We start from the raw sequence: 591 nt of genomic DNA, 5'->3' as shown, positions 1-591 counted from the left end.
CACTTGAAATTGCTACTCGACACCCATTTGCTGCTGTGGGCGGCTGGCGAACCGGATCGGCTAACACCTGCGGCTCTCGCCGAGATTGAGGACCCCGAGAACGAATTGCTGTTCAGTCCCGCCAGCCTTTGGGAGATCGCAATCAAACGAGGACTGGGACGGGATGATTTCCAGGTCGATCCCCGTTTGCTCCGGCGAGGCCTATTCGACAATGGCTATCACGACTTGCCGATCACCAGTGAACATGCCCTCGCCATCGACGGACTTCCGGCGATCCACAAGGATCCCTTCGATCGAATCCTGGTCGCCCAGGCAACCATTGAGGGGATTACCTTGCTGACGATGGACGATCTTGTCGCCCGTTATCCCGGTCCTATCCGAAAGCTCTGACACCTTGGTAAACTGCGTGACTCGCGCGCCACACAGCTTCCTTTTTCGGCAAAGCGGGGGTTCGCATCGTCCCGCTTCAAGTCTAAGACCGAAACATGGATTCCTCGGCCGAGCAGCCATCCCCGGACCTGCCCACACTCGAGCGCATGGCGCGGATGCGCAAGCTCTGGCAGTGGCTTGCCCTGCTGGTTGTTTCCCTGC

1 protein-coding gene is annotated in these 591 nt (G+C 58.9%); it reads left to right on the top strand.

The window, feature by feature from the left end; genetic code table 11:
• Nucleotides 1-3: 3 nt before the first annotated feature.
• Nucleotides 4-390: a type II toxin-antitoxin system VapC family toxin gene (locus tag EN984_RS36995; protein ID WP_127270551.1), complete on the top strand. Its 387-nt coding sequence runs from the start codon at nucleotides 4-6 to the stop codon at nucleotides 388-390.
• Nucleotides 391-591: the final 201 nt, after the last annotated feature.

The organism is Mesorhizobium sp. M7A.F.Ca.CA.004.12.1.1 (genome assembly GCF_003997835.1).
In the GTDB taxonomy this organism is placed as follows: domain Bacteria; phylum Pseudomonadota; class Alphaproteobacteria; order Rhizobiales; family Rhizobiaceae; genus Mesorhizobium.
The sequence above is the reverse complement of the archived record's forward strand: the minus strand, read 5'-3'. Positions and strand labels throughout refer to the sequence as shown.